22 protein-coding genes and 1 tRNA gene are annotated in these 21,583 nt (G+C 31.1%); 7 read left to right on the top strand and 16 right to left on the bottom strand.

From position 1 onward, the window contains the following. The first annotated feature begins 1 nt into the window (after position 1). Entirely contained in the window at positions 2-850 is an 849-nt protein-coding gene (locus P8V03_RS14195; protein WP_318798666.1) for a methyl-accepting chemotaxis protein, read from the top strand. Positions 851-1,490: 640 nt separating this feature from the next. Here P8V03_RS14195 and P8V03_RS14200 read toward each other — a convergent pair. Then, positions 1,491-2,582: a DUF5667 domain-containing protein gene (locus tag P8V03_RS14200; RefSeq protein ID WP_318798667.1), complete on the bottom strand. Its 1,092-nt coding sequence runs from the start codon at positions 2,580-2,582 to the stop codon at positions 1,491-1,493. Positions 2,583-2,788: 206 nt separating this feature from the next. On the opposite strand from P8V03_RS14200, the gene sigI reads away from it, so the two are divergent. After that, entirely contained in the window at positions 2,789-3,472 is a 684-nt protein-coding gene (gene sigI, locus P8V03_RS14205; protein ID WP_318798668.1) for an RNA polymerase sigma-I factor, read from the top strand. After that, positions 3,465-4,451, top strand: coding sequence for an anti-sigma factor domain-containing protein (locus P8V03_RS14210; protein ID WP_318798669.1), 987 nt, complete (start codon positions 3,465-3,467; stop codon positions 4,449-4,451). Before sigI ends, P8V03_RS14210 begins: the two co-directional genes overlap by 8 nt. Before the next feature lie 48 nt (positions 4,452-4,499). Here P8V03_RS14210 and P8V03_RS14215 read toward each other — a convergent pair whose 3' ends face one another. Further along, positions 4,500-5,126 (bottom strand): hypothetical protein, encoded by a 627-nt coding sequence (locus tag P8V03_RS14215; RefSeq protein ID WP_261671837.1) that lies wholly within the window; start codon positions 5,124-5,126, stop codon positions 4,500-4,502. 110 nt (positions 5,127-5,236) lie between these two features. On the opposite strand from P8V03_RS14215, the gene P8V03_RS14220 reads away from it, so the two are divergent. Next, entirely contained in the window at positions 5,237-5,518 is a 282-nt protein-coding gene (locus P8V03_RS14220; RefSeq protein WP_318798670.1) for a DUF503 domain-containing protein, read from the top strand. Between the two features lie 82 nt (positions 5,519-5,600). On the opposite strand, the gene P8V03_RS14225 is transcribed toward P8V03_RS14220, so the two are convergent. The 8 genes from P8V03_RS14225 to P8V03_RS14260 all read right to left on the bottom strand — a co-directional run bounded on the left by P8V03_RS14225 (position 5,601) and on the right by P8V03_RS14260 (position 11,452). Next, positions 5,601-5,894: a hypothetical protein gene (locus P8V03_RS14225; RefSeq protein WP_261671839.1), complete on the bottom strand. Its 294-nt coding sequence runs from the start codon at positions 5,892-5,894 to the stop codon at positions 5,601-5,603. 158 nt (positions 5,895-6,052) lie between these two features. Beyond that, on the bottom strand, positions 6,053-6,532 hold the full coding sequence (locus tag P8V03_RS14230) for a PTS sugar transporter subunit IIA (protein WP_318798671.1): 480 nt from the start codon (positions 6,530-6,532) through the stop codon (positions 6,053-6,055). A gap of 98 nt (positions 6,533-6,630) precedes the next feature. Continuing rightward, a tRNA-Ile gene (locus P8V03_RS14235) sits at positions 6,631-6,707 on the bottom strand. 126 nt (positions 6,708-6,833) lie between these two features. Next, complete coding sequence (locus P8V03_RS14240; RefSeq protein ID WP_318798672.1) at positions 6,834-7,505, bottom strand: DUF421 domain-containing protein; 672 nt, start codon at positions 7,503-7,505, stop codon at positions 6,834-6,836. A gap of 83 nt (positions 7,506-7,588) precedes the next feature. Beyond that, a complete protein-coding gene (locus tag P8V03_RS14245; protein WP_318798673.1) occupies positions 7,589-7,969 on the bottom strand; it encodes a DUF4363 family protein in 381 nt (126 codons plus the stop codon). A 199-nt stretch (positions 7,970-8,168) separates the two neighbouring features. Continuing rightward, the gene (locus tag P8V03_RS14250; RefSeq protein WP_261671843.1) at positions 8,169-10,436 is read right to left on the bottom strand and encodes a type IA DNA topoisomerase; all 2,268 of its coding nucleotides are present in this window, start codon (positions 10,434-10,436) and stop codon (positions 8,169-8,171) included. 334 nt (positions 10,437-10,770) lie between these two features. After that, on the bottom strand, positions 10,771-10,917 hold the full coding sequence (locus P8V03_RS14255) for an aspartyl-phosphate phosphatase Spo0E family protein (RefSeq protein WP_318798674.1): 147 nt from the start codon (positions 10,915-10,917) through the stop codon (positions 10,771-10,773). A gap of 217 nt (positions 10,918-11,134) precedes the next feature. Beyond that, positions 11,135-11,452 (bottom strand): hypothetical protein, encoded by a 318-nt coding sequence (locus P8V03_RS14260; protein WP_318798675.1) that lies wholly within the window; start codon positions 11,450-11,452, stop codon positions 11,135-11,137. 206 nt (positions 11,453-11,658) lie between these two features. Between P8V03_RS14260 and P8V03_RS14265 the strand changes: the two genes are divergently transcribed. Then, positions 11,659-12,240: a DUF6143 family protein gene (locus P8V03_RS14265; RefSeq protein WP_318798676.1), complete on the top strand. Its 582-nt coding sequence runs from the start codon at positions 11,659-11,661 to the stop codon at positions 12,238-12,240. Between the two features lie 274 nt (positions 12,241-12,514). On the opposite strand, the gene P8V03_RS14270 is transcribed toward P8V03_RS14265, so the two are convergent. Further along, positions 12,515-12,685, bottom strand: a complete 171-nt coding sequence (locus P8V03_RS14270; RefSeq protein ID WP_318798677.1) for a hypothetical protein — start codon at positions 12,683-12,685, stop codon at positions 12,515-12,517. A 519-nt stretch (positions 12,686-13,204) separates the two neighbouring features. Between P8V03_RS14270 and ytaF the strand changes: the two genes are divergently transcribed. After that, a complete protein-coding gene (gene ytaF / locus P8V03_RS14275; protein WP_318798678.1) occupies positions 13,205-13,828 on the top strand; it encodes a sporulation membrane protein YtaF in 624 nt (207 codons plus the stop codon). A gap of 118 nt (positions 13,829-13,946) precedes the next feature. Here ytaF and P8V03_RS14280 read toward each other — a convergent pair whose 3' ends face one another. Continuing rightward, positions 13,947-14,873 carry a glucosaminidase domain-containing protein gene (locus P8V03_RS14280; protein WP_318798679.1) on the bottom strand — a complete coding sequence of 309 codons (927 nt, stop codon included), beginning with the start codon at positions 14,871-14,873 and terminating at the stop codon, positions 13,947-13,949. Between the two features lie 136 nt (positions 14,874-15,009). After that, complete coding sequence (locus P8V03_RS14285) at positions 15,010-16,347, bottom strand: protease complex subunit PrcB family protein (protein ID WP_318798680.1); 1,338 nt, start codon at positions 16,345-16,347, stop codon at positions 15,010-15,012. Positions 16,348-16,487: 140 nt separating this feature from the next. On the opposite strand from P8V03_RS14285, the gene P8V03_RS14290 reads away from it, so the two are divergent. Then, complete coding sequence (locus P8V03_RS14290) at positions 16,488-17,501, top strand: DUF3231 family protein (protein ID WP_318798681.1); 1,014 nt, start codon at positions 16,488-16,490, stop codon at positions 17,499-17,501. Positions 17,502-17,614: 113 nt separating this feature from the next. On the opposite strand, the gene lon is transcribed toward P8V03_RS14290, so the two are convergent. From lon to P8V03_RS14305, 3 genes are all read right to left on the bottom strand, one after another. Next, a complete protein-coding gene (lon, locus tag P8V03_RS14295) occupies positions 17,615-19,993 on the bottom strand; it encodes an endopeptidase La (protein WP_318798682.1) in 2,379 nt (792 codons plus the stop codon). A gap of 169 nt (positions 19,994-20,162) precedes the next feature. Then, positions 20,163-20,726, bottom strand: coding sequence for a TetR/AcrR family transcriptional regulator (locus tag P8V03_RS14300; RefSeq protein WP_318798683.1), 564 nt, complete (start codon positions 20,724-20,726; stop codon positions 20,163-20,165). A gap of 191 nt (positions 20,727-20,917) precedes the next feature. After that, positions 20,918-21,502 (bottom strand): hypothetical protein, encoded by a 585-nt coding sequence (locus P8V03_RS14305; RefSeq protein ID WP_318798684.1) that lies wholly within the window; start codon positions 21,500-21,502, stop codon positions 20,918-20,920. Positions 21,503-21,583: the final 81 nt, after the last annotated feature.

Genomic DNA, 21,583 nt, shown 5'->3' on the forward strand with positions numbered 1-21,583 from the left:
TATGAATAAGATAAATAATAGAAAAGATTACGGAAATGAATTTTTAAACGCTTATGGCATACTGATTCCTTTTTTCCAGCACTTCTTTAGTGAAGATATTCTTCTATCTATTGCAGATACTGAAAAATACTTAGACATTTATGGCAATGAAAAATTGAATTTAGACGTAAAAGCTGGAGATTTAATAAGCAAAGATGGAGGAGACCAAGAAGCTATAAAAACAAAAAGGGTAGTTATAAAAAGGATACCTCAGGATATCTTTGGTATGGAAATCCAATCTATATCCATTCCTGCTCTAGATGACAATGATAAAGTTGTAGGCTGTGTATCCCTTTGTAAAAACCTAAATAGACAATACCAAGTCTCTAATCTCTCAAAAACTCTATCTTCTGCACTGCAGCAAATTAGCGAGAGTACAAACGAACTATCTTTAGGCGTACAGACTATCGCTGATGCCAATTATGCAATAACACAAAATATTTTAGATACTAATGAAGAGGTGCAAAATACAGATGAGATACTAAACTTTGTAAGAAATGTGGCTAGGCAGACAAATCTTTTAGGTTTAAACGCTTCAATAGAAGCTGCGAGAGCTGGTGATATGGGAAAAGGCTTTAACGTGGTAGCAAAAGAAATAAGGAAACTTTCTACCTCAAGTAGTGAATCTATAAAAAAAATAGATGAGGTTTTAAAAAGAATTCAAAGTTCTGTTTTAAGCATATCTGATAGTATAAATGAAATTAATAATACCTTTAATAAACAAGCATCCTCTTTCCAGGAGATAAATGCCTTGATTCAAGAACTATCTGCCAGTGCTGAGGTTTTAGAAGGCATAGCAGAATCCTACTAAAAAATAGGACAATCTATTCTACTTAGTAGAGGATTAAGACAGTTTATATAAGTATTATGCGACACAAAGGGAACTTAGCAATTAGACTTGGCAGCCTGTGCATGTAGGCAGTTATGTAGTGCTCTGTTAGCTCTCACATCTACCAACACACAGGCTACAAAGTTTTAATTCTTATTCTAAGTTGCTTTTTTATCCGATGACTACCCGCTCTAATACTCCCATCTTCTCCAAAGTGTACGTTACGAGCGGCTACGTCCCTGGATTCGTTCCACTAAGAATCAGAGGGGTTGAAACCCCATCTGACTCAAGTCTTCACTTCATCGTAATATAAATATTAAATATATGTGCTTATATAAAGGACTGGTAGGTCCTTATGTCGTAAGACTTTTACCAGCCCCTTTTCAAAATTCTCCACTGTATAAATTATTTTATTATATTAATTTATTATCATTCCAAGGAATGTTTTATACTCTTATAATTACACAAATATCATTTACACATGCTCCGCATATTTTTATTGACTGTATTATTCACATAACAAAATTTTGAAAGCACTAAAAATAGGTGTGTAGGTAGAGGCATACTGCTTAACACACCGGTGTTCAGTGCTTCAAACTTTTGTTACGTATAATACCTATTCTTAGTCTTCATTTTTTTCTTTATCTTTGTCCTTATTCTCTTTCTTGTTTTCCTTTATTTTTTCTTTTTTATCTTTTTTTTCATCCTTATGTTCCTTTTCTACTTTAACATTTATTTCAACGCTTCCTGTATTATTTACAGCTTTTGGAGCAGTAGAACTATTCCCAGTACTGTTCAAAGTTTTAGAACTATCTTTGCTTGCTTCACTGTTACTTGCCTTTAATTGTTCATTGGTTAAAACTTTGCTATCCTCTTTAATGCTCTCTGCAGCTTTTACTGCTTCTTTACCTTCTTCTTTAGTTATAGTTCCATTTTTAACTTCTGCTTTAAGTTGTTTCTTTAGCTGACCTACTCCGCCTTTCATTACCTCTTTCTTCTCTGCTACTATCTTAGAAAATTTCTCTTTTTGCGCTGTCAATGCTTCTTGTTTTTCTTTTAATGTGTTTTCAGCTATTTTTATCTCCTCTGCATTGCCTGATTTTTTAATCTCTTCCAACTTCTTTTCTGCTTCTTTTACTGCTTTTTTCTCCTCTATTAAAGCTTGTCTTTCTTTTGCAACTGCTATTATAGCCTCTTTCTTAGCAGTTTGCATCTCTATAACTAGAGCTATAGTTTCCTTTGCCTTATCAGGAAGCTTACTTTGCAAATTTTTAAGTACTTCTATAGATTTTTCCTGTCTTTCACTTATTTTTTCTTCTAAATTCTTTAATTTATCTAGCTTTTCACTATCTTGTTCCTTATCTACAGTGGTTTTTTCTACCGTTTCCTGAACCTTGTCAACAGCATCATTCATCTTATTGTTATAGTCATTAATAGCTTCATTGGAAAGATCTGTTTTTTCTTTCTCAGCCATTACTTCACTTTCTCCTAGTCTTTCCTCTGCAACTTCTATCAATACCTCTGCCTTATTTTCTCCAGTACTTAGATTTATCTTTATGTTATCTATGGCTTTATCTATTGGGTATAAAATTGTACTATCGGGAGTTACTCCTGCCTGTTCTTTTAAAGTTTCAACACTTCCATCAGCTAGTACCTTCCCCGTAATATTTAAAGATACTGTTAATGCTGTAATAAATAATATTAACTTTTTCATGTAAATTCCTCCTTAAGATTCTTTTATATTCTTGTCATAGATATTTACGGTTAAGCTTCCTACATTTTAGGGGGTACTTTCAAAAACTTTTTAAGTTATTATTAAGTGTAAATAAACTTTTCATTAATGTTAACGAAAAAATATATATAATTTATATACCCCTTTAAATTAACTATGTTTCTCGTATTTATGAATGAGGTGATCAAATGAACCTGAATGGACAATTAATTGATAACAGAAATGATTTTATAGAAAGAAATAAAAAGTTTATATATAATACTACTGCATCAATCTGTAAAAGAACTCTTCAGTGGGAAAATGATGATGAACTTAGTATTGCACTAATAGCTTTTAACAATGCCTGTGATACATATGTAGAAAATAAAGGTAACTTTCTTAGCTATGCTAAGGTTTTAATAAAAAATGCTCTTATAGACTATTTCAGAAAAAGTTCTAACAACCCATATTTGATTTTTAACTCTGAGGATGAGGATACAGAATACATATATGATAAAGATTCCTTGACTAATTATGAAATTGAACAAGAAAATTTGCGAAGAAGTGAGGAAATAATTGCTTTTTCTAATGAGTTGAAGAGATACAAGCTTTCCTTTGAGGATTTGGTAAAATCATCTCCTAGTCATAAGGACACAAAGGATAAACTGCTAAATCTATGCTTAGCCTGCTCAGATGAAGCTTCTATACTGGAATATATCAAAAGTTCTAAAAAGTTGCCTGTTAAAGAAATATGCATTTTAGCTGGAGCAAATAGAAAATTTATAGAGAAATGGAGGAGATACATCTTAACTTTAATTTTAATTTTTTCAAATAAAGAATACATTTATCTAAGGTCTTATTTAAATATAAAAGTAGGTGTTTATAATGGATAATACAACTGGAATTGTAATGGAAATCAAAAAAAATATCGCTTATTTAATGACCTCTACTGGTGAATTTACGAAGGTAAAAGTAGATAAAAGTAAGCCTGTTCCTTCTATAGGCTCTCAGTATAGCGGTCTTCCTGTACAAAATGTTTTTATGAATAATAATTTACTAAGATACACCTCTGCAGCCTGTTTAGCACTAGTAATATTTTTAAGCGGCGGCACCGCATATACTTACTACAAGCCTGTGTCTACGGTCACAGTAAGTATAAACCCATCAATGGAACTTAAATCAAATCTCTGGAATAGGGTGATTTATGTTAGTCCATTAAATGAAGATGGTAATAAACTACTTAAGGAAATCTCTGTTAAGAATAAAGCTGTAGACGATGCGTTAACAAACATTTTGGAGCAAGCTAAAAAAGACAATTTTATAAACGATAATTATAAAAAAGACAATAAAGTTATTACTATAAATATATCTGGAAAAGATATGAAACTTTCTTCTTTCCAAAAAGAAGTGAAAAGAGATAATCTAAATACAAGTATAGATATTAATGGCACTAATATTTTTAATAATTCTTCTAATAAAACAAATGATAATCCATCCTCTACTGATAACAAGGATACTAAGCCAGGTAAAGATAGCCTAAATAATAATATGATTAATAATAATGGGGATAAAAGTGGGTCTAATGGATCTGCAGATTTAGGTGAAAATAATGCCGCCGGTAAAAGTAAAGGAAATAATTCTAATAATAATGGTAATAAGAAAAATAATAGCACTAATCCCTCTTCAAAAAACTTAAAGGATGACAGCTACTACAAAGATAATTCAAAAAATAAAAATAATTATAATAAAGCTAGCGATGATGATAAATACGAAGATTCTCATAAAAAAGAAAAAAATAATCAATCAGAAAGTAAGCACTATGAGGATGATAAAAAAGTTAAAAAGAGTGATAATGATAAAAAAGAGTATTAACTAATACACTTTTCTAATGGGCAGTTGACAACAATCATCTGCCCATTATCAGTCTATATTACAAATTTTATCCAACTTTTTTAGCACCTGTCTATATCCTTCTTTAATTGCATCATTATCATATAAATCTTCATAACAGGTGTCATCTATATTTACATCTAATATTTTTTTCCAGTTGTCTCCATAGAGCTTTTTTAGGAACATTTGACAATCCATTTTTATTAAATCATAATTTTTATTATCAAAGTAGTTAAAATTATTTGTGTCTCTATTTAGCTTTTCTATAAGCCCATAGAGCTGATATATGTAACTTAATTCCTTTAACTTGAAACCATTTTTCAGATAGGCTACACCGCTAGAGTATTCCCTATCCATTGGAACAGGATACAACTCTACCTCCCCGTTGTTTTTAAAGCTCTGTAAAACTCTTGCACTACTAAATAAAGCAGTACAAATATCTAGCCTTATAATATTTGCATATTCTCTGCTTCTTCTCATTCTAGTATCTTCTGCATATTTTCTATTATCTTCCACTATCTTATTTTGAACTTCAATAGTTTTATCCGTAGATTTCTTAGTTATAATCCAGCTGAATATTCCTCCCACTATTGCACCAAGTAAAATAGATATAGAGGAAATAAGGGTTGCTGGTAAGTCTGTAAATATTCTAAGCATTTCTTCACCTCAATTTAGCACCAATACTTTTACAAGTATTATATTTTCCCGGAAATTCTATTTTATACTTAGTGGAATTGGCATATACTATTTGTAAGGAAGTGATTGTTTTGATAATTGGCACAGCAAAAATTAATTTATTTGCAGGTTGGGTTCATTCTTTAAAGGAAAAAAGAATGGTAGTTAAAAGCATTATTGATAAAGTGAAGCACAAATTTAATGTATCTATTGCTGAAATAGAAAATCAGAATTTACATCAATCCATAGTTATAGGTATAGCCTGTGTTAGCAATGATAAAAGACATGCGGATAGTACAATGCAAAATGTAATTAATTTTATAGAAGATAACACCGATGCTGTTCTTCAAAGTGTGGAAACAGAGGTATTCTAAAGACTTAACTTCATAATTTCCCATGCACAAAAACACTGCTGGTAAATACTGTTTATTAGCAGTGTTTCTAGAACTTTTTTCACTATGAATCTTTATTTTTGCTACAAATTCTATTAGTATTTTCTAAAAGATCATGCATAAAATTTGATCCTCTTGATATTAAAATTCCTGTAAGTATCATTCCAACATAAGGTATATGGATAGGTAGTCCTACGGAATTCATAAAGTCTATATTAGCACCAATAGCTACAAGTTCACCAAAAGCTACAGAGCCTACCCTATCATAGCTAAACTTTCCATTTTGCCAGAATAACTTTGTAGTTTCCCATAAAGCCTCAACTATTAATGCAGCGACAACATACTGGATAAGATTCATTTATACCTCCGGCTAAAATTGTTAATATCAAGAAATATATATGTTGCTTACATACATATATGAACATATTTAATAACTAAGTTTAAAACTTTGTTTATCTGCCTGTATTTCTCCATAAGTTATCATATAGAATAATATTTACTTATTTTTTCAGGTTTCTATTTTGTTTTATAAGTCACAACTGCTTCCTTGCCAGCCTGAACCAGCATATCAATATCATATTTCAGTTCCTTTAAGTTATCTGGATTAGTTATCAGCACAGGTGTAATTAGTGAATATCCCTTATCTTTTATAAGATTCCTATCAATTTTTATAACCGGCATTCCTGCTTTAACTTTACTTCCTTCTTGTATTAACCTTTCAAAACCAGCTCCATCTAACTCAACTGTATCAATTCCTATATGAACTAGTAACTCTACTCCATTGTTTAGCAGCATACCAAAAGCATGATTAGTTTTAAATATTATAGATATAACGCCATCAGCAGGCGCTACTACAACATCACTGGTAGAGTCAATTCCAACCCCATCTCCAGCCATTTTTTGTGAGAAAACTGGGTCTGGCACCTCTGACAAATCTATAACCTTTCCTGAAACTGGAGCAACTAGTTTAAATTCTTTTTTTAAAAAGCCAAACATTACTTAAACGCCTCCTATTTAATTGTGGAATTCTTTAATATCTCTAATAGAACGAAAAAAATACCAAGTAATAGATACTACTTGGTATTTCCATCATTTGGTGGGCTTAAATGGACTCGAACCATCGACCTCACGCTTATCAGGCGTGCGCTCTAACCAGCTGAGCTATAAGCCCGTAATTTACAAGCTATATGATAGCATACTTAGAGATAAATGTCAATATACCTATGAATTATTATTACAAGAAAGTAAAGACTTGCATCAATATTATTGCAAGCCAAGCCGGTTAATTCTAATGGTTTTATTTTTTTAAAATACTTAAGTTTAATGAAGAATCTAACTCTGCTAGAAATACCTCTTCTTTATAATTATTTATCCCTTGCTTTTTCATTTCTCCAATTATCCATTCCTTAGAACGGCCAATATGTTTTAAGTTAGGCATAATTATACTGCCATCCATCACTAGTGGTATAGTTAAACTTTTTGTAGAACTCTCTATATTCAAATCTTTTAATTGAACTGGTCTGTTTTGTTCCTTAGGAAATGCAGATAGGGTTCCTTGAGGTTCTATAATAGCAGTTTCTACCTCTGAAACTTTATCAAAGCCCTTTTCTCTTAAAAGGCCCTCCAATTGGTTTAAACTTAGACTTAACCTATTTAAAGCTGCCTTATCAATCTGTCCATTTTTAATTACTATTGTAGCTGTATGCTCTAGAACTGGTGTAAGTCTATTTATCATAGCCAAACGAGAAGTTATTGACATAAGCAACACTAGAACTCCTGAGCCAAAAACTGATTTTAACACTACCTTATCTACCAAGGGTTCCGCAGCAACATTTGCCAATATCATAACACCAGCTACTTCATAAGCAGTCATTTCAGATATAGCTTTCTTAGTCAATATTCTAGAGCATAAATATGTGAAAAAATAAACTAGTATAACTCTTATAGAGTAAGCTAAGACATCCTTCATAATTCTTTATAGTTACGAAAACTAAACTAAAACGTAACTTTCCTCCTTTAACCGAATATTTTTGCTAAACCACTTTGAAGTTCTTATGGGCCACTAAAGGGTTTCATAACCAAGTTTAGAGTTTCTTTCAGTGCTCCTACATATTCAATGGCGGCCTCCTGTTCATGTTTTACTGTGATTTCTAGCTGTCCTAAAGTATGTTCAAAGGTTGTAAATATTTCTGTTGCATTGTTCATTTGAACAAATAGCCTATTTTTTTTATAAGTATCTTTCAGTATATTCATCTCCGCCTTTGCCTCATTCCAATTTCTATCTTGAATGCTTTCTTCTATTTTATTTAGCTGCAAAAGAATACTATCTCTAGGAATTATATTTTCAAAAACAATCCATACAGTAATAAAAGAAAGTAACCAAACAACCGCTACCTTATATCCCATATTTTTATAGCCAAACGTATCTATCACTCCCATCAGTATTGTCTTATTAGATTTTACTTATGTTAACAAAAATATTGGTAAGCTTTAAAATTACTAACTTTCTTTATTATTTGATGGATATTTTAACTTATACAATAAATATAGAAATAAAATATATCAAGGAGACTATAGTGTAAAAATGATAACAAAATAAATCCAGTAGCTTTATAGCAAACTGGATTTTACCCTATTTAGAAAAATCAAATTGTATTTTACCTTCTTTTAAGATAAGTGCTGCATCAAAATCTGTGCCTTTTTTTGATTTAAAGCCTTTTATGATATCAGTCCTGCCCCTCTCTATTATCTTTTTAATTTGTACTGTGGATATTTTTTTACCGCAAATCTCACTTACAAAAAACTTGCAGCCATTACTCCAATTAGTACAACCATATCCCTTTTTATTCTTTACTATCTGTCCTTTGCTGCAAATAGGACAAATACCTAGTACATCTTCTATTGCCTTTTCAGCTATAGTAATGTTTTTACTTTCAATAACCTCCGAAAATAAATTTTCTCCATTAACTACTTTATTATTACTTAGCACTTTGTGAATATTGGTCCTAGTGTAATTTTCTAATTTATCCATAAAGATTTCCGGCGTTATTTCTCTTTGATAAACCATTTTAAGTCCCTTTTCCCAACTTGCCGTTAGCGTCGGATTCAGTAAAGTAGGAATAGAAGCCTTTATAACTTCATATATCATTTCACCTTTGGTAGTAGGAGTTATTATCTGTGTCTTCTTATTAGAAGCTATGTACTGAATCTTTTCAAGCTTTTTAAGAATTTCCGCCCTTGTTGCAGAGGTTCCTATTCCTGCACCTTTAATCTGCTCTCTCAATTCCTCATCTTCTATAAGCTTTCCTGCATTCTCCATGGCAATTATAATTGAACCGCCAGTGTATCTTTTAGGCGGTGTAGTTTCACCATTTTTTATGGTCAAATTATTTAAATCTACTACCTGTCCTTTTCTTAATTTGTTTAGAAATTCTACCTTCTTATTTTCTTTTGAGTCTTTTTCCCAGTTTAAAACATCTAAATATCCTCTTTCTACACAGACTTTATCAGATGTGAAAAAACTCTCATTTCCAACCTTAGTCACAACCTCAATTTTATTGTATTTTGCTGGAGGATAAAATATGGATAAAAAACGTCTCACTACTAAATTATATATTTTTTTTTCTAAATCATTAAGTTTTTCATAACTTTGAAGACCTTCTCCTGTAGGTATTATGGCGTAGTGGTCTGTTATTTTACTGTCATCTACATACTTTGTCTTTTCTAAATCCTTAAACCAATTGTTGTTAACTATAGTTTCTGCTATAGCCCCTACATCACTGTCTCCTTTATATGAAGTTAATTTTCTTATATTTTTTCCTATTTCCTTTGATACAGCCTTAGATAGAACTCTGGCATCGGTTCTTGGATATGTAAGCATTTTCTTTTCATATAATGACTGAACCTTATTTAAGGTCTCCTCTGGGCTGATTTTAAATTTTTTCGAACACTCATTTTGCAGTTCTGCTAAGTTAAATAAAAGAGGTGCTTTTTTTATTTCCTTATTTTTAGTTATTTTATCTATAATTATTTTACTACTTTTCGAAAGCTCTCTAAACTTTTCCACTAATTTTTCCGCATCTTCTCTCCTTTTAAAACCACTTTCATTATATAAGTAATGTGACTGGAAATATTCGGAGCCTTCCACTGCCTTCCATTCACCGTCATAAGTAAGTTCTAATTCATTATCTCCTACATTAAACTCCCCTATTACTTTATAAAAGGGAGTCTTAACAAAACCTCTAATTTCTCTTTCCCTCTCAACAATCATGCCAAGTACGCAGCTCATAACCCTACCTACTGCAATCACTACTCTGTCCTCACCGGTAAAATTTGATATAGTTTTACCATAAATTAAGGTTAAAAGCCTTGAAAAATTAATTCCAACCAAATAATCTTCCTTAGCTCTCAAAAAAGCTGAATGGGCTAAGGAATCATATTCTGATAAATCCTTTGCCTCACTAATTCCCCGCCTTATTTCTTCCTCTGTCTGAGAATCAATCCACACTCTCTTCTTTTCCTTACCCTCAACTCCAACTATCTTGTCAACCAATCTATATATATATTCTCCTTCTCTCCCTGAGTCTGTGCATACATAGATTCTATCTATATCCTCTCTTTTAAGCAAATTGGCAACTGTGTTAAACTGCTTTTTTACAGCAGGAATAACTTCATACTTATATTCTTTAGGTAAAAATGGCAGCGTGCTTAAGGACCATCTTTTTAGGTTTTCATCATAAGCCTCTGGATAACTCATTGTTACCAAATGTCCAACACACCAAGTAAAAACTGCTTTATCCGATTCTATATATCCATCTGCTTTTATTCCTTTTACATTTAGTAATTTTACAAATTCCATAGCTACAGAGGGCTTTTCTGTAACAAACAACCATTTACCCATTAATAATCCTCGCAATCTTAACTTTTTAATAAATAAATAGAGATATTGGTATATTTATATTTCTACCAACATCTCTATAGCTTATTATATCAAAAAAACAGCTTTTATACAAACTCACAACCTCAAAATCAGACAAAACACTTTGAAAATCGGACAGAAATCTTGTCGTTACTATAATAAAATTCCAGTACTAGTAAGGGTTATAATTAGTATAACCAATTATACGATAATTATTATTAAAGTCTTAGAATCATCTTCAAATAATCATAATTTATTACACTTATATCTTCTTTCATAATACATAGCATATGTTCACTCATATTTTAATATATATCTACGCTATCAAAGTTTTTTCATAATATCTATATATAAGCCTGTCCAATTCTTGGCTAAGTTTTACTACTTCCTCTGAATACAGATGACTAGCCTCTTCCACCAACTGATTCAATTCTTTTCTTAGTGTTTCAATTTCTTTTTCCATAATTCCATCCCCATACTTACAAATTTAAACAACATTAGAAATTATAGTACAAACTTTTTAATAATTCAATGTTTTATTTTACACCTGACATTTTGTATTTAAATAGATGTTATTTAGTAAATTTATACCTACCAAAAATAAGAAACTTTAAGAAAGAGATAAATATTCTTAAGTGTAAGCTTCTAGAGAAGTACTATATAAAAATTAAAAGAGAGCCTTATCTTAGACTCTCTTCTAGTTTATAATTTTCTTTAAACCATCCTATTATATTTTCAATTCCACCTGTATCACTCTTATCTTTTAATATAAAACTTCTTACAGCGTTGTCAGTGACACTTATATCTACTGCAATTACCCCATTATCTTCTCCAACTATAACTGTTCCATCTCTATTTTTTTTGCCATTAAAAACCATTGCTTTAGTATTAAAATTACTTTCAATAGACCTTATATCATTACAATCAACAAAGTCATTTATATTATGCTTTATATGATCTAATATCTCTTCAAAATCATCTGGACTAAAATTATTCATATAGTATAAACTCCTTTCATACAATCTTCTAAGAGTTTATGTATTATTAATAACTTTATTCCTTGAAATCTTCAAGTCCACCATTTCTGTATTTTGCTCATTTTTTATATATAATTAACAAACATTTTAGTTCTTACTGAATATTATGTATTGAAGACAAGCTATACTGTTATCTATGATAAAAGAGTTCTTAGGAGATGTTATTTATGTTACAGGAGGACAATAGTTATATTCTGGATAGAAAAGATACTAAATTAAAAAAGGTAGTTAATATTCCAATTTCTTTGTTTGAATCAAAGCAAGGAAAATATTTTGTAGGTCAAACAGAAACTTTACTCGTAGGAAATGGAGCAAATGCCTGGGCTGGTTTAGTAAATCCACGTGACTCTGGCATTAACTTATATGCAAATGTATTTACTATTTCAAATTTCTCTAATGACTATTTAACTGCTGAAATATGGCTCAATACTGATCTTCCTGAAAAAGGACGTATATCCACTAAGGTTTCTCCAACAAATACTGCTTTAAAACCTCTTCCAAGAAACAAGGTAGATATTCTATTTATAAAATCTACAACTATGGTTCCCGAAAAAGGAATTAATGTCTATAAAAGAATAGTACCACCAAATACAACATTAGTAAGTGAAGAAGATGGAAAATTTATAGAGCCTCCCGGTGGAAACTATATGTTAATTATAACGTCCTCAAGTTCAAAACTTGATAAAGTAGTAGTTGCATTTGGATGGTGGGAAAACCCAAGATGTGAAAAAAAATATATTGATAAATAAGTTATAGCCACCTGTAAAAGGGGTTGCTTGGTCTAAGGCTATAAGCCTCTTTTTCTAGCCAGCGTCTAAAGGCGCTGGTTTTCACTTTGTTCAAACCACTTTACTTTTGTTACTTTTGCTACTCACTAATGGATAAATTTACTACAGGCTACCATTAAAAGGTCTTGATGCTCTTTAACACTTAATTTGTCTTTCATTTAATCTTGTTTTTCTTGTTCTTGTATGTATTTTCTTACAGTTACTTCATTTAATAAAAAGAGCCCTTTGCAAGGCTCTATATAAACAGAAATATTAATATACCCATGATAATAGTTGCAGATACAGCTAATAATACAGTTCCTGCCTCACTTTCTGGTGATGTATCATTATCGCTGGTTACTTTTTCAACTGATTGATCCATATTTTCATCTTTATCTGATTGTTCTTTAAATGTTAAGCCTGTCATTTTATACACCTCCACAATTTACTTTATACCTAATAAAACCCTTACCCAATGGATTTTTATATAGAAATATGTGATTTAAGGTGCCTATTGATTTAATTGAAATCAACTGCTAACAAGACTTGTTATTTAATAATATTATATTAACTTTTCTGAATTTTGTTAATATTCTTTTTACTACTTTCTGACCTTTCTTCAAATTCTGATTCACATACTCACATCTTTTTTGTAAAAAAATAAGCGCCAGTATTTCTACTAGTGCTTGATAAAGGATTTCGGGAATTCTGCTATATTTTTCTCTAAGATCTAATATCTTAGGATACTTATAATTATAAAGGGTAATTGTTACAGGACTATTACATAATTGTTACTTTATTGTTTACTTTATAAATAACTTATCCATAGTATATAGTTGATACTGACTTTCTTTTAATACTTCTCTTCGCCAACTTTTTCATTAGTAACACTATTATTAATATAATCATATATTATTTACATATAAATTAAATTGGAGAAATTATAATGCACATTCTATCAATTTTATTATTTGCTTTATCTTCAAGTAGTGATAACTTTATTATAGGGCTAGGTTATGGGGCTAAAAAAATTAAAATAAACCTTATAAGCAACTTACTTGTAGCATTTATTTCCTGTGCAGGTACTGTTATTGCTATGTTATTTGGTAAATTACTGTGCAGTTTCATAGTCCCTAAATATGCGAATATGTCTGGAAGCTTAATATTAGTGTTTTTCGGAGTTTTTATGTTATTTAATGCTTTTAACCGGAAACCAAATGAAAGTAAAGAACTTACATCTAAAAGCAACTCAAAAATAAGTGATTACAATAAGATGATTCAACATCCAGAGATAGTAGATAAAAATGATTCTAAAACAATTGAATTGAAGGAAGCGGTTATTCTTGGAATTATTCTTTGTATAAATAATATTGGCCTAGGTATAGGTGCAAGCATAACGGGATTAAATATTTATATTACTTCTTTATCCTCGTTATTATTTAGCATCTTATTTATTAAACTTGGATGTCATTATGGCAGCTTAATTTCACACAGCAAGTTATCTGATTACTCCGAAAACATATCTGCTATTTTAATAATCTTACTTGGTATATATGAGCTGTTTATATAGGATTCACAAATTGTAATATTATTAGGAATGAAATTTTTATTTAATAATATAAGAAAATTAATACAACCTAATCTTCTTATATTATTAAATAAATGAGAGCCTTTTGAGCTCTCTAATGCTATTTTAAAATCTTATTCCAATCTACTTCCCTAATAACTCCATCTGCTCCAGAGGCACTCCAGATACCTGCTGTTACTTGCCACTGTTTAACCTTCTCTACGGTATTATTATCAAATACCCCAGACTTTGGTGATATACCTATAAACCACTGAATAAATTTGGTTGCTATTATATTAACTGTCCAACCTGCTCCAATAGTTGGCTTAGAAGTGATTGAATTTAAGGCACTTACTAAACTGCTATCTATGCTTTCACCACTTGGTAAATCTACTATATATCTAAATTGCTTTATGGCTGCTTTGGTGTTAGCATCTAATTCACCTGTGGCATTTGATTCTCCAGCAGCCAGACAGCTAAGCCTTTGCAGGTCATGTTGAATTTCCCTGATAAAGTCATTATTACTCCCTGAGTTTGTTTTATTTGTTATATTACCGCTATTTAACAATTGACTTAGTAAGCTTAATAATTTACTGGCATAGTTTTTATCACTAGCCCAATTACCATTGCCTAGATTCTCAATATTAGGAGCGATACCCCTAGCTACATACTTAAACCTTGGATCTATTACTGATTGTCCTTGCGGTAATGGTTTATTAGTGCAATAAGCATATAAATGTTGTACATGGCACTTAACACCTTCATCTTCTGTGCTAAAGCTTAAAGCTTGTCTTCTTCCATTTCCATCAATTGCACCTAGTCCACAAAAGTTATTCATATCTAAGGTGGTTATTGAGGTATTTGAATATCTTAAAAAATTTGTTTCCAAACACATTTGAACCCAAATACATTCAAGCCTTATACCATAAATATCGCAATACTTCTTATAAATATTTGCTAATGCTGGAGCATTAGTATTTTGTTTCCTTAAAAATGCTTCACACTGATCCACTGTGACAGTTGATTGTCCAATTATTGGTGTAGCCATTAAAACACTTCCCTTATCAATTCTCTAATCTGTTGTTATATATTATTTATACCTATCCTAATTTGTGTTTTACAGGGAATTATTTTCTTAATAAGATTTTTTTATTTTAGAAATATTCATATACTATTTAACTCACTTAATTTTTAATAAGTTCAATATCTTCTGGTTGTACATAGACAAGATTATTTCCGAGTACAAATTGATAACCATTTTCTGTTTTTTGTATATAATATAAAGGTCCTATATTTTGAGATGTTTTCATTATGCATTGCTTGATACCCTTGTCTATAGTATATATAGATGCACTTTCTTTTACTTTTATCTTATCTGCAGATATAATTTCAAGAGTGATAAAAGGTTCCTTATAAGTTTTCTCTAAATATTTAACTGGAATATAATACTCTTTTGAAGATCTTTCCTTTGACTTAGAAGAATCTTCTACTGTAACAGAAAAGTACACTTTGTCCCCCCTTACATCTGTCAAGTTAAGAGAAAAACCCTCTGATACCGTTCCCACCTGTTTATCTGTAGACCCATCGAAAAGAGGTACGTTTTTAAATTCCCCTGACACAACATAAGCATTAGCTTGTTGCTTTATTGGATCTTCTGCAGCTACGTCCCCTTTAATGGTAAAATTCATACGATACATAGCTCCTTTGCTTGCTGTATTTTTTTGCGGGCTTATTTTATCGGAAATAAAAAGACAATAGCTTTCTCCTGCTGAGTACTTTTCTATAGGAATTACTCTAACTGTTCTTTTATCTTCCCCAGCAACAAGTTCTGTTTGAATCTTTTTACCACTGCTGTCTCTTACATAAACTGTATCACTGTTAACATCCTCTTTAGAAATATCCTTTTTAAAGGTAATGAGCCACTCTTTATTTTCAGAAACATCTTCCCAAGATTTTAATTCATTCCATCCCTTTTCTGTCAACTCCGCAGAATTTACTAGTGGCGATATTTCTCTACCACTGTCTGTTATTACCTTAACATTTGGAGTTCCTTGTGCAAATTTTAAAATAATAAAAGGATATGTCACTGCCTCTCCTACCATCATATCTGGTTGCAGTTTTGTTTCTTCTATTGTTATTTGAGAAATCCCCTCTATATCTTCAGTGGAAATCAGCTTAATTCCGTATCCCGTTGTGTTTCTCTGTCCTAGGGAAATCATTACATAGATATTAGAATCCTTTATATCGTATTTTTCATTATCGAAAACATAATATCCTCTCTGCAACTTAAGTTTTTCAATTTCATCTGAAAAACTTCCAAATACAGTTTGTACTTCTTTCTCATTCAACACATATGGTTTTAATTGATTTGTTGTTATTCCCTGCTCTGAAGTAATTGGAGCATAAATCACCTTTGATGTTGGTATAGTGTCAATTCCTTCAGCCTTTGTCATGCCTGGTGATGCTATAGCTGAAACAATAGTTAAAATCAATGTTAAAATTGATATGTTTTTCTTATTCATGTTTAAACCTCCTAAATTTGACTATCTCATATATTTAGACGTACAGTAATTCTCTTTTGCTTCAAAAATTTCATAAATACTTTTTCTTTAAAAGAAAATAATAATTCTATTAATAAAATTTTATTTTAGGGGGAAAAACTATGAGTTCAGAATATACCGAAAAAAATCTTGGAATAAGCTCCTCAGAAATTTCACAACTTTGGATTACTTATATTGCCAATTCTATGAGTAACTGCGTGCTTTCATACTTTTTAGAAACTGCTGAAGATCCTGAGGTTTCTTCAGTAGTAAAATATGCATTGAATTTATCCGGTAACTATATGTCTATTATTAAAGATATCTTAAGCAAAGACAACTTTCCTGTTCCAGAGGGTTTTTCAGAAGAAGATGTTAATTTAAAAGCTAAGAAACTATTTTCTGATGTTTTTATGCTCCGTTACATGAAATACTTAACAGAACTTGGATTGATTAATTACGGTATGTCTCTAACCTTTTGTCCTAGGAAAGATATCCGTGAGCTTTTCACCTATTGCATAGATACTACATCAAAGCTTTCTAATATGCTTGATGATGTAGAACTAAAAAAAGGTGTATATGTACACTATCCTCATATACCTATGCCAGATAAGATAGAGTTTGTAACTAAGAAAAGTTTTCTAACTGGATTATTACCAGAGAAAAGACCATTAAATTCTTCAGAAATCACAAATATATTTCACGATATTAAAGTAGTTTCTCTAACAAGAGCCTTAACTCTCGGCTTTAATCAAGTAACTAAGTCGGAACAAGTTAAAAACTTTCTTTCTAAAGGGCTAGACTTATCTACAAGTCATATAGAAGCACTTAGTCCCCTACTTAGTGAAAGTGATTTACCAATACCTATGACTTTGGAAGCTGAAGTACTTGACTCTAAAGAAGCTCCTTTTTCTGATAAGCTTATAATGTTTCATATAGTTTCTATAATGGGATACAAAACTGCAATATTTGGTATCTCCATGGCAGTTAGTATGAGATCTGATATCTATGCCACTTATGCTAAAATTGCATCAGACATAGGTGGATATGCAAAGGATGGAATGGATATTATGATTAAAGAGGGTTGGCTAGAAAAAAATCCAGAAGCTGTTGATAGAAAGAAACTAGCAAAACTTTAGAAATTAAGGTGACAGTTTCACCTGCCACCTTTTCTTTTATTTACATGAAATTTTTATCATTCTTTAATTTACACCAAAATTATAGAGTCACTTAATCTTTCTATATTAATATTTTACACCTGGGTAGAATTAAAAGACTCTTCAATAGCTGTCTTTGGGATTACTAACTGTTCTAATTTAGGCAAAGATATTCCTAAAGTTTCTTTAATAACCTCCTCAATAGTTCCCACTGGTATAATCTGTAATTCTTTTTTTACTTCCTCAGGCACGTCTTTAAGATCCAATTCATTATCTTTTGGAATTAGTGCTTTCTTTATTCCAGCTCTTTCAGCAGCTAATAATTTTTCCTTCAAGCCTCCAATAGCTAATACAGCTCCTCTTAAAGTTAGCTCTCCAGTCATAGCAAGCTTTGAATCTACTTTTATACCTGTAGCAAGTGAAGCTAGTGCAGTGAATAAAGCAATTCCTGCAGAAGGGCCGTCCTTCGGAACAGCACCGGAAGGTACGTGAATATGAAGATCCTTTTCCTTAAAGTTAAAACTGTTAACTGGCAGTCTTGATTTCAATAGACTTAGTGAAATTCTAGCAGATTCCTTCATTACCTCTCCTAACTTTCCAGTTAGAATAACTTGTCCACTTCCTGGCATGTCTGTAGCTTCAATAAATAGTATTTCTCCCCCAACTGGTGTCCAAGCAAGCCCAGTTACAACTCCCGGTGGATTATCTATTTGAGCTTTATCATGTCTGGAAACCTGTCTTCCTAATATCTCCTCTAATTGTCCTTCTGAAACCCTGAAAGGTAATTCTACTTTTTGAGATACAATTTTTTCTGAAGCATATCTTGCCACAGCAGATATTTGCTTTTTCAATCCTCTAACTCCTGCTTCTAAAGTGTAGTTGCTGATTATTTTCTTTAATGTTTCATCTTCTATCTGTAGTTGCTCTTCTGTTAAGCCATGCTCCTGAAGCACTGAAGATATTAAGTGATTTTTTCCTATATAGAACTTTTCATTAGTTGTATAGCTGGATATTTGAATAATCTCCATTCTATCTAGGAGAGGACCAGGTATACCGTTAAGAGAATTAGCAGTAGCGATAAAGAATACCTCTGACAAATCATAAGGAATATTTAAGTAATGATCTGTAAAGCTGTCATTTTGTTCTGGATCTAGAACTTCTAACAGGGCACTTGCTGGATCACCATTATAGCCACTTACCAGTTTATCTATCTCATCTAAAACCATAACTGGATTTTTTACTCCTGCTCTTTTAATAGCTTGAATTATTCTGCCTGGCATAGCTCCAACATAAGTTTTACGATGGCCCCTAATTTCTGCTTCATCTCGAAGGCCACCTAAACTTAAACGGACATATTTTCTATCAAGTGCTTCCGCAATGCTCTTTCCAAGGCTTGTCTTTCCTGTTCCTGGAGGTCCAACAAGTAACAAGATAGAACCTTTCTTATCTTTTTTTAGCTTCATAACTGCAAGATGCTGTAATATCCTTTCCTTCACTTTTTCTAATCCATAGTGTTGTTCCTCAAGAACAGCTCTTGATTCTGACAAGTCAATATCCTTTGTTTCCCCTTCTTTCCAAGGAAGCTGCACAAGTAACTCTAAATAGTTACGTATGATGTTATAGTCAGAACTATTAGGATTTTGACTCTCTAGTTTACTTAATTCTTCTAAAGCAACCTCCCTAACCTCTTTAGGCATTTGGGCATCTTCTATTTTCTTAACATAGTCTTGCTCCTTGCTAGAATCTTTATCCTCATTTAATTCTTTCTGAATAGCCTTTAGTTGCTCTCTTAGCACAGATTCTCTATAGTTTTTATTAGCTTTTTCGGAAAGCTTTTCTGCTATCTCAAATTGAAATTTAAGAGCTTCCCTTTGTCTCAAAAGGTAGTCCATGAATTTCAAACTTCTTTCCTTTACAGATTGAATATTAATTAATTCATATTTTTTATCATTAGAAAGAGGCATAAACTGAGCTAAATATCCCATTAGTCTATTTAAATCATCTATCTCTTCAATGGACTTTATGAATATATCTGAACCCTTAAAGTGCTCACTCATCTCATAGGTAAGTTCCTTTATACCTTCAATCATTTCTTCTATATTTTCTTCTGTTAAGTCCATAATGTCTGAAGCCATGTTATATTCCCCTTGAATAAAATCATTCTCAATTATGATATTCTTAACTTCTGTACGTTCTAATACTTTAATTTTGATTTGGTGGCTTGATTCTAATTTTTCTATACTATTAACTTTAAACAAAACACCGATTGGATAAAAGTTTTCTTCTTTTAATTCCTTTTTATTAAAATTTTCTTTTAAGGGTAGAGCAATATTTATCATATCCTCCTTCTGCAAATGCTGAAGTTCTCTTTCACTAAAGTGGTTAAGTTTAAGAGTATGTTCCATGTTAGGTAATAAAATAGCTTCTGAAATAGGAACTATCATTGCGAATTTACTTTTTTCAATATTCATCATACTGTTTTCACTCCTTTTATAGCTTAAATGAATGCTCGTTTAATTATATTTCAACTAATAGCGAGAGTATTCTGTGCTTATATCTTACACAAAATCAGTCTCGCTTCAACAAATAATCATATTACCAAGAGAAAGAAACTTAATCTAATGATTAATAGTTTTTAAATAATTATAGAAGAAGAGTATACTGTATAATACTAATCATTTCCTCAAGCATTTTTATTTTTTCTTCTTCCTCTAAACAGGGATTAATAGCTATTGATTTTATTGGTGAAAAAATTATAGCAGTTAAGTTATCACTATGAAAATTCTTAATAATCTTTTTTTCTTTCATTTGTTCTAAGGACTGCTTTAAGGCCTCACTGCCCTTATCCTTTTTGCATCTATTGGCTAAAGCAGGACAACTAGAAAACTGATCCACAAACCTAAATATTTCTTCATGTTCCTCTATATAATTGTAATAACTTCTAATAAATACTTCGATAAGTTCTCTCCCACTAATTCCCTCATAAATTTTACTGAGTAAATGACTATATATTTCTTCAGAATATTCCTGATAGATTTTATGTAACATAATTTCTTTATTTTCGTAATAAACATAAACTGTTGCTGGAGAAACTCCGGCTTTCTTTGCTATCTTTGAAATAGATGTACCATGAAATCCTTCTTCTAATATCAGTTTGATAACTGCTTCTTTTATATTTTTCTGCTTTTCATCATCTTTTTTTCTCATTTACTCACCCCTAGTATATATATATTAAATGTTCATTCATTTATTGTCAAGAAAAATATCAATAATTTTTATTATTTAGAAATTAATCTTTTTATCTAAAATCCAAAGATGTTGTTTATAAGCCAATTTTATTTATACCTATAAACAACATCTTATTTTATAGACTTTCCTTTCTCAACTCTTTTCTTTTGTTAACTATGTATTTTCATCTGAAACTGTGATTTTTCTTCTTTAACTTCTATTTTTTCAACTATATTCTTAATGCTATTTTGAAAATCATTTTCTATGATAATATCAGCGTTATTTATTACTTCACCTGCAGATTTTTTTATAGCATCATTTTCTGTATTTTTAAGCATTATAAAAGTTCCTGGAACAACAGCAGTTCTAAGAGTGTTAGATTCACATATTATTAGAGCATTATCAGGAACTTGTCTCATGAAAAATTCTATTCCCTCATGAATATGATCTTTTAAGCATCTAAGCCAGTACACTTTTTCTGCTCCTGCTGCTAGTAATAAAGAGGTGTCTTTGCTGCTATCCTTGTTACCTTCTTCTACTAATTTAAAATCTTCTTTTATGTTAGTACAGACACCACAGCCTTCTCCTCCCCTTTGGCATTTTCCACTTCTGTCTTGTATTGTTGTAATCTTTAATGCAATGACAGGAAAATGACTTTTCCACTTTTTAATCAGCTCCACAGCAAGAGTAGTCTTCCCACTGTTTCTTCCTGTTGATCCAATTAAAATCATTTGATTAATATTCAAAAATTCCATTTAATTCACGTCCTTTTCAAGTACAGTTGAATACTGTAGTATTTCTACATACAAATTAAAAAACTATTAAATTCATTTAAT

The organism is Clostridium tanneri (genome assembly GCF_033659955.1).
GTDB classification, from domain to species: Bacteria; Bacillota; Clostridia; order Clostridiales; family Clostridiaceae; genus Clostridium_AM; species Clostridium_AM tanneri.